Here is an 8,627-nt window from a genome sequence, read left to right on the forward strand (position 1 = left end):
TAAATCTAATTCTTATTATAATTGCTTTCTTAAATATTCTGCTGCTGCCTCCGGCTGGATAGTGGAAATTTCAATTCCAGTTTGAAGCTCGAATCCCGCCCAAGTCGCCGTGTGCGGCAAAATCTCAATGTGCCAATGATAATGTGGATAATCTTTTCCATCGCAGGGAGAGGTGTGAATATAAAAATTATACGGAGGATTATTTAACGCGCTATATATTGAATACATCGCTTTCTTGAAAACCTCGGCCAATTTGATTTTTTCTTCATTGGTAATCCTTTCAAAATAAGGTTTGTGCTTCTTCGGCATTACCCAAACTTCGAATGCCGCCCTCGAGGCAAAAGGACAAAAAGCGATAAACTCATCATTTTCAAAAATAATTCTTTTTTTGTGCTCGCTTTCATATTCCGCCTGAAGACAATAAACACATCCCTTGTTGCTTTTATAATATCTTTCTGCTCCTTGAAGCTCCAATGCAACATAAGGAGAAATAACCGGAATTGCAACAAGCTGCGAATGAGGATGAACAATGGAAGCGCCTACCTCTTTCCCGTGATTATGAAATATTCCGATATAATCAACTCCTTTTCTGTTCATCAGATCGATGTATCTGTCTTGATAGGCATCAAATACCTCCGCAATTTCTATTTCCTTGAGAAGCGGAATGTGATTGTAATGGTCTCTGGTTGCAATAACTTCGTGATATCCGAATCCATCCATTGAAAAATAAGGGCCTTCTCCGATTTTTTTCAAGTCTCCTTCTTGGGAAAAAGCCGGAAATTTGTTGGGAAAGACGCGAAGCGACCAATCTCCATCAGGTCTTTCGTAAATCAAGGAATCTTTTCCTTGCCCCGACTTTTCCGGATCGCAGAAAAGACATTCGTCTATGTCAATATCGTTTTTAACTTCTTCTCCTTTGCCATTTTTTGAAAAATCCTCCGGCCGCTTGGCTCTGCCTGTTGCAATTACCACCCAATCACCTGTCACAATATCCTGCCTCAATTCTGAATGGCTGCTAGTTTTAGATTTATTTTCTATTTTTGTTTTCACCGTATTTATTTGTGCTTAAATTTCTAATTTCCAAAGTTTAATTGATTGAAAAATTGTAAATTATTTGAAAATTGTAAATTGAAAATTGAAAATTACTTTAAATTGTATTTCCCCGTCATCAACCTCCATTTTACCTGAAATAATTCTTTTAATGTCTGAAAATAACCGCTGATTCCCACCGTGCTCTGCCCTGAATCGTTCCATGTGACAGGAACTTCGATGATTTTATATCCCATTTTTTTTCCAATCGCTAAAATCTCAAAATCACCGCCCCATTTGATAGCCTTCATTTGTGGAATTATTTTTTCTACAACCTCCTGGGACAAAACCTTGAATCCGCATTGGGTATCCTTGATTCCGCGAAGGTCTAATGTGAATTGTATTAGCAAGTTTCCTAAATCACCAAGCATTTCTTTAATTTTTGGCTGATGTTTTTCAATTTTCGACTGCTGCAAATCTCGAGATCCAATTATAATATGTTCGTTTAATTTAATATGCTCCCAAAATTTTTCCAAATTATCAATGGAGGTTGCACCATCGGCATCAGTAAAAAGTCTGAATTTTCCTCTTGCTTTCAGAAGTCCTTCCTGAACAGAAAACAACTTGCCTCTGTTTTCCTTACGATCAATAAATATAAAATCAGGCTCAATCTCACAATAGCTTTTAATAACCTTAGCGGTATCATCTTTCGATCCATCATTAACAATAACCACTTCATAAGAAACACCTTTGTCCAGAAAATATTTTTTGATATTTTGCAAGTGCTCTTTAATCCCAAAACCTTTTCGGCTTGCCTCGTTATAAGCCGGAATAACAATCGATAACAAAATTGGTTCGTCCATATTGTTTGCTGATAAATACTTAAAAACTAGCCATCCTATAAAGTAATTATACCATATAATATGCTATTTTCAATGCCATTTTTTTGCAAATAATCCAGATATTTCAGATTAACTATTTGGCTTTCAGATTATATTTTCCGGTCAAAAGCCCGTATCTAGTCTTAAACAAATCAACGAGCGATTGAATGAAGCTATTCGGTCCAAATAAAGTCACCGTTGATCCTTCTTCGTTGAGCCAACGAACCGGCATTTGTTTTATTTTAAATCCAAGAACCTCGGCAAGTTTTATTAATTCAAAATCAAAACCGAACCGATCTACTGTCATCTTTTTGACAACTTCATCAACAGCTTTCCCAGAAATTATTTTGAATCCGCATTGAGTATCTGAATATTTCCAAAGTCCCAATATTATTTTTATCATTAGATTTCCGATTTTCCCCATAGTTTCCCGCATTTTACCCTGATGTATTTGGACAAAAGCTCCCTCAATATATCGCGATCCAATTACTATATCGTATCCATTTTCCATTTCCGGCAAAAATTTGTCAAGATGGGTTATTGAAGTCGAACCGTCCGCATCCATAAAAAGCCTGCGTTTTCCCTTGGCTTCCAGAAGGCCCTGACGAACCGAACATCCTTTTCCATGATTTTCCTTGTTTTCAATGACGCGAAAATTTTTGATTCGGTTAGCATAATTTTTCACTATTTCTCCGGTATTATCAGGAGAGCCATCTAATACAACTATGATCTCCCACTCATAATTCTTGTCATTGAAATACTTTTGGATTTCGAGAAGCGTTCTCCCTATCCTTTCTTCGTCTTTATAAGCCGGAACAACCACCGACAAGTATGGCTGATTTTCCATTTTTTACATTCTTATTGATTACAAGTTTTCTTGATTAAAGTATAGCATAAATATGTCATTTCCTCAAAAACTCTTTCAAGTATTTCCCTGTATAGCTTTCTTCGGTATATTTCGCCACTTCTTCCGGCGTTCCAGTGACGATTATTCGACCGCCTTGGTCTCCGCCTTCGGGACCAAGATCTATTATCCAATCGGCAGTTTTAATAACATCCATATTATGCTCAATCACAATTACAGAATTTCCGGCATCGACCAATCTATTCAAAACATTCAATAATTTCTTGATATCGTCAAAATGCAGTCCAGTAGTCGGTTCGTCGAGAATATACAAAGTGTTTCCGGTTGAACGCCTGGCTAATTCGGTGGCCAGTTTGATGCGCTGGGCTTCTCCTCCGGAAAGAGTGGTAGCCGATTGGCCAAGATGAATATAGCCCAAGCCCACATCTTCCAGAATTTTAAGAACATCGCTGATATTTCCATAACTTTCAAAAAATTCTCCGGCTTCGGTTACTGTCATATCTAAAACATCAGCGATATTTTTTCCTTTATATTTCACCTGCAAGGTTTCGCTGTTATACCTTTTTCCATGGCAAATATCGCAAGGGAGATAAACATCCGGCATGAATTGCATCTCCACTTTCAAAAATCCTTCTCCCTGGCAATTGTCGCATCTTCCTCCTCTGACATTAAAAGAAAATCTTCCCGGAAAATATCCCCTGGCTTTCGCATCTTTCGTCTGGGAAAACAACTCCCGAATTGGCGAAAATAGTCCAGTGTAGGTAGCCGGATTTGATCTTGGCGTCCGTCCAATCGGAGACTGATCAATCATAATAACTTTGTCGACATATTGCGAACCGATAATTTCCTGGTGTTTTCCCGGATGTTCCAGTGATCGCATTATTTTTGAAGACAATGACTTGTACAAAATATCTTCCACCAGCGTTGATTTTCCACTGCCGGAAACTCCCGTTACGCAAGTAAAAACTTTGAGCGGAAAGGAAGCCGTCACGCTTTTTAAATTATGCTCCGAGGCTCCGCGGACAATAATTGATTTTTTGTTTTTTGTCGGCCTTCTGAAATTCGGCGTTTCAATTTTAAGATCGCCTCGCAAATATTTGGCCGTGAGAGACTTTTTGCTTTTCATCACTTCTTCCGGCGAACCTTGGGAAACTATTTCTCCGCCTAATTTCCCCGCTCCCGGCCCAATATCTACCAACCAATCCGCCGCGCGCATCGTCTCTTCATCGTGTTCGATAACAATCAAGGTATTCCCGATATCGCGGAGCTGGAGCAAAGTTTTAAGAAGTTTTTCATTGTCGCGGGCGTGCAGACCAATTGACGGTTCATCAAGAATGTACAGCACCCCGACTAATTGTGATCCGATTTGCGAAGCCAATCTGATGCGCTGAGCCTCTCCTCCGGCTAAAGTATTGGCGCTTCGAGCCAATGTCAAATAACCCAACCCTACGTTTTCCAAAAATCCAAGCCGGGCTTCGATTTCCTTGAGTATCCTTCCGGCAATCATTTTTTCCCTTTCATTAGGTTTAAATTCTCTAAAAAATTTAAGCGAATCTTTGACGCTTATTATTGATATTTCATATATATTCCTTCCTCCTACTGTTACCAACAGTACTTCCGGTTTATAGCGCGCTCCTCGGCAAGTAGAGCAAGGACTTTGGGACATATATTTTTCAATATCCGCTCTAACTGCATCCGAATCGGTTTTTTTGTATCTATCCTGCAAATATCCAGTCACGCCTTTCCATTCCATATTATATTTCCAAACTGATCCGGTTTTGGAACGAAGCGTTACCGGAATATCATCCGGCTCTTCGTCGCCATAAGTTAAAATGTCGAGTTGTTTTTTTGGCAAATCGCGCAGGCGAACGTTATCCGGAATATGATAAAAATTGCAAACCGCCCGAAGAATCGTTCCCTGCCAGTTGTTTTTTTTGTAACTCCAAGGCATTATTCCTCCCTCAGCAATAGTTTTATTCTTGTCGGGAATTGCCAAGTCGGGATCAATTTCCTTTTTCGTTCCCAGCCCTTCGCAGGAAGGACATGCGCCAAAAGGAGAATTAAAGGAAAACAGCCTCGGCTCCAGCGGTGGAAATTCAATCTCATGGATCGGGCAAGATAATTTTTGGTTGTAAACAACCTCTTTATCGCCAAGGTTCAACCTTAGCTTTACTAAGGTTGAACCTTGTTTAGCCTTAACTTTCACTAAACCTTCAGAAAGTTTCAGCGCCTTTTCCACATCTTCAAATATCCTTGAAATATTTTCGTCGCTAATTTTTACCATATCGACCACGATATCAATCTTGTGTTTTTTGTATCTTTCAAGGGGAATTTTTGTTTTGGGATTGAGTTCGTATTTTTTTCCGTTTACATAAGCACTGGAAAATCCGCGCTTAAACATATCTAAAAGTAAAGTTGAATATTCTCCTTTTCGATCGCGAACAATGGGACTCAGAATTTCAATTTCCAAATCCCCCTCTCCCTTTGGGAGAGGGGCTAGGGGTGAGGGTACTCCTATTTCTATGATTCTGTCCACTATTTCATCGGTTGATAATTTAGTAATTTCCCGACCGCAAACAGGACAGTGAGGAATTCCAATTTTGGCATATAGAAGTCGCAGATAATCGTGAATTTCCGTCACGGTTCCGACTGTGGAACGCGGATTATGCGAGGCCGCTTTCTGGTCAATAGAAATTGCCGGAGATAATCCTTCAATGTGATCGACGTCCGGTTTGTCCATTTGCCCCAAAAACTGCCGGGCATAACTCGACAAACTTTCCAAATATCTTCTCTGCCCTTCGGCGAAAATGGTATCAAAAGCCAGCGTACTCTTTCCTGATCCGCTAATTCCCGTAAAAACAATAAACTTGTTTCTTGGAAGCTCAAGATCAATATTTTTCAGATTATGTTCCCGAGCACCTTTTATAATTATTTTATCTTTCATGAAATTTTATTAAAAAATTCGCAGAGAACGCCAAAAACTTCCCCTTTTGCGGGTACTTTATATATACAACATTACTACACTTACATACTTAAATCAATTTCTATTTTTCAGAGATTTAATAGATTTATAATGATATCATATCACTTATTTGCCCAATTGTCACTTGTGAATAACTTTTGACAAAATTAAAAGGAGGTGAAAAAACAGCTCGTTAAGCTTTCACCTCCTATTAAGCGCTTACGCTTCCTCCCTCCCTTATTAATATTTCTTCGGGATTATCGGGATCGAACTTCATCGATCTGAACTTTCCTCCTTTGATAAGTACAATAGCCGGACAACAAATCAGATTAAAACTCCTCACAATATCCTTCAAAGACAAATCCCCTTTCTGCCCTTCCAAGATGACAAGATGGACGTTTCCTGAAATTCTTGTTGCGATTCCAGGCAGAACATTTTTCATCAGATACTCGGAATCAAGACACTTATCCGAACCAAATATCATGATTGAGGTTTCTTTCCGGGCACTCAACACCAGATGCAAAAAATCCCAACAGCTAGTTTTGAAAATTCCTCCCATATTTATTCACCTCCTCTTAGGGACATTGACATTAAAGAGCAGCTACTTGTATGTAATATGAAAGCTAACAGAATATAGTATCTTGGTCAATGGTCTATTTTAGCTGTGTCTATTTTAGTTGCAATTTCCGAAGTTCTCGAATTTCATCCCGGATAACCGCCGCTTTTTCGAATTCCATATTTCGTGCCGCATCTTTCATCTCTTTCTCTTTTTGTTTAACATACCCGTTCAGATCTTCAAGCGATTTAAGTAACGTAAAGTCAGAAACTGGAACCGGATTTATTTCGTGATCGATGATTGATTTGATATTTTTCTCGATTGTTTTTGGAGTGATGTGATGTTTTTTGTTATATTCCGTCTGGATTTTTCTTCTGCGATTTGTTTCATCAATCGCCCGCTTCATTGAACCGGTGATGCTGTCAGCATACAAAATCACTTTTCCTCTCACGTTTCTGGCCGCGCGTCCGATTGTCTGGATGAGCGAAGTTTCGCTTCGGAGAAACCCTTCTTTGTCAGCATCCAAAATTGCCACCAAGGAAACTTCCGGCAAATCCAGCCCTTCTCGGAGAAGATTCACTCCGACCAAAACATCGAATTTTCCTTTTCTCAAATTTTCCAAAATTGTTATTCTATCCAAAGTTTCTACATTGGAGTGAAGATATTCAGATTTTATTTTATTTTCTTTTAAATAATCCGAAAGGTCTTCCGCCATTTTCTTGGTCAGCGTCGTAATTAGAACCCGTTCTTTTCTAGCAACTACTTTCTCAATTTCATTCAAAACATCTTTTACTTGCCCCTTGGCGGATTTTAAAATAAGCTCCGGGTCCAAGAGGCCGGTCGGACGGATGATCTGCTGAACTACTTGTGAAGAATTATTTTTTTCATAAACGGCCGGAGTGGCTGAAGTAAAAATCATTTGATTTATCTTTCCTTCAAATTCGGAAAATTTGAGCGGACGATTGTCATAGGCGCTGGGCAACCTGAAACCGTTATCAATCAAAGCTTTTTTCCTGGCGCGATCGCCATTATACATCGCATTAAGCTGGGGAATTGTTACATGTGATTCATCAATCACCATCAAAAAATCTTTTCCAAAATAATCAATCAAAGTATCCGGAGACTCTCCTGCTTTTCTGTTGGTCAGATGCCTAGAATAATTTTCAATCCCGTTGCAATATCCGATTTCTTTCATCATTTCAATGTCCTGTTTGGTTCTTCTTTCCAACCTTTCCGCTTCCAGCAATTTATTTTCTTTTCGCAGATATGCCACCCTCTCTTTCGCCTCTTTTTCAATCTCAATAAGCGCTTTCTGCATTAAAGTCTCCGGAACCACAAAATGTTTGGCTGGATAAATCAGCGTCTTCTCAAGATTTCCCAATTCTTCTCCGGTCAAAAAATCATATTCCGCAATCTTGGCAACTGTTCCGTTTTTAACAGTAATTCTGGTGACAATTTCTCTTCCGGTCTGCATTATTTCAAAAGTTTCTCCGGTCACTCGAAACTTTCCCCGGCTCAAAAGTTCGCTTCTTTTAAATTGCAAATCCAGTAGTTCCCTTATTTTTTCTTCGCGATTGAATTTTTCTCCTACTGCCACCTCAAAGCTGATTTCTCGATAAAATTGCGGAGAACCCAAGCCATAGATGCAAGAAACGGAAGCGACAATAATAACATCTTCTCTTGATAATAAAGCTGACGTAGCGCTGTGGCGCAGCCGGTCGATTTCATCATTAATCTGCGCTTCTTTTTCAATATAGGTATCTGTCGAATAGATGTAAGCTTCCGGCTGATAATAATCGTAGTAGGAAACAAAGTATTCCACTGCATTCTTGGGAAAAAATGTCCGAAATTCTTGCGTTAACTGAGCTGCCAGAGTTTTGTTCGGCGCAATTACCAAAGTCGGTTTTTGAATTTTTTCAATTACATTGGCAATGGTAAAAGTTTTTCCCGACCCCGTCACGCCCAAAAGCGTCTGGAATTTTGAGCCAGCTTTTATCCCTTTGGTCAGTTTTTCAATCGCCTCAATTTGATCCCCAGCTGGTTTATATTTGGAAGATATTTGAAATTTCATAAAAAATATTATTTGTTAGGTTGGCTTGCCCCGTAGCAATCCGCCTCGGATTTGCTACGGGGGTCTCCCGCAGGCTTGAATTTTGAATTAAGTTCGAATTTCATAGTGATAATATATACTACAATTTTTAATCGCAAAAGTCTACTTATCGCTGTATAGTTAACAGTCAAGGGTAACACTTTGCAGGTATTTCTCTTGAGGTGTAAGCCCATTAAGAGTTAAATGTATTCTTTGAAAATTGTAATAGCTTAGCCACTCATAAG

The 8,627-nt window shown here is 39.1% G+C and carries 6 protein-coding genes; all 6 read right to left on the minus strand.

Going from position 1 to position 8,627, the window contains the following annotated elements; genetic code table 11:
- Positions 1 to 15: 15 nt before the first annotated feature.
- The 6 genes from galT to uvrB all read right to left on the minus strand — a co-directional run bounded on the left by galT (position 16) and on the right by uvrB (position 8,364).
- Positions 16 to 1,050 carry a galactose-1-phosphate uridylyltransferase gene (galT, locus tag WC906_04415; protein MFA5777655.1) on the minus strand — a complete coding sequence of 345 codons (1,035 nt, stop codon included), beginning with the start codon at positions 1,048 to 1,050 and terminating at the stop codon, positions 16 to 18.
- A gap of 92 nt (positions 1,051 to 1,142) precedes the next feature.
- Positions 1,143 to 1,892 carry a glycosyltransferase gene (locus WC906_04420; protein ID MFA5777656.1) on the minus strand — a complete coding sequence of 250 codons (750 nt, stop codon included), beginning with the start codon at positions 1,890 to 1,892 and terminating at the stop codon, positions 1,143 to 1,145.
- A 112-nt stretch (positions 1,893 to 2,004) separates the two neighbouring features.
- Positions 2,005 to 2,757: a dolichyl-phosphate beta-glucosyltransferase gene (locus WC906_04425; GenBank protein ID MFA5777657.1), complete on the minus strand. Its 753-nt coding sequence runs from the start codon at positions 2,755 to 2,757 to the stop codon at positions 2,005 to 2,007.
- Positions 2,758 to 2,812: 55 nt separating this feature from the next.
- Positions 2,813 to 5,719: an excinuclease ABC subunit UvrA gene (gene uvrA, locus WC906_04430; protein ID MFA5777658.1), complete on the minus strand. Its 2,907-nt coding sequence runs from the start codon at positions 5,717 to 5,719 to the stop codon at positions 2,813 to 2,815.
- Between the two features lie 229 nt (positions 5,720 to 5,948).
- Positions 5,949 to 6,296 (minus strand): hypothetical protein, encoded by a 348-nt coding sequence (locus WC906_04435; protein ID MFA5777659.1) that lies wholly within the window; start codon positions 6,294 to 6,296, stop codon positions 5,949 to 5,951.
- Positions 6,297 to 6,405: 109 nt separating this feature from the next.
- Positions 6,406 to 8,364 (minus strand): excinuclease ABC subunit UvrB, encoded by a 1,959-nt coding sequence (gene uvrB, locus WC906_04440; GenBank protein ID MFA5777660.1) that lies wholly within the window; start codon positions 8,362 to 8,364, stop codon positions 6,406 to 6,408.
- Positions 8,365 to 8,627 lie beyond the last annotated feature (263 nt).

The organism is Parcubacteria group bacterium, from assembly GCA_041657845.1.
Classification (GTDB): domain Bacteria; phylum Patescibacteriota; class Minisyncoccia; order Moranbacterales; family JAKLHP01; genus JAKLHP01.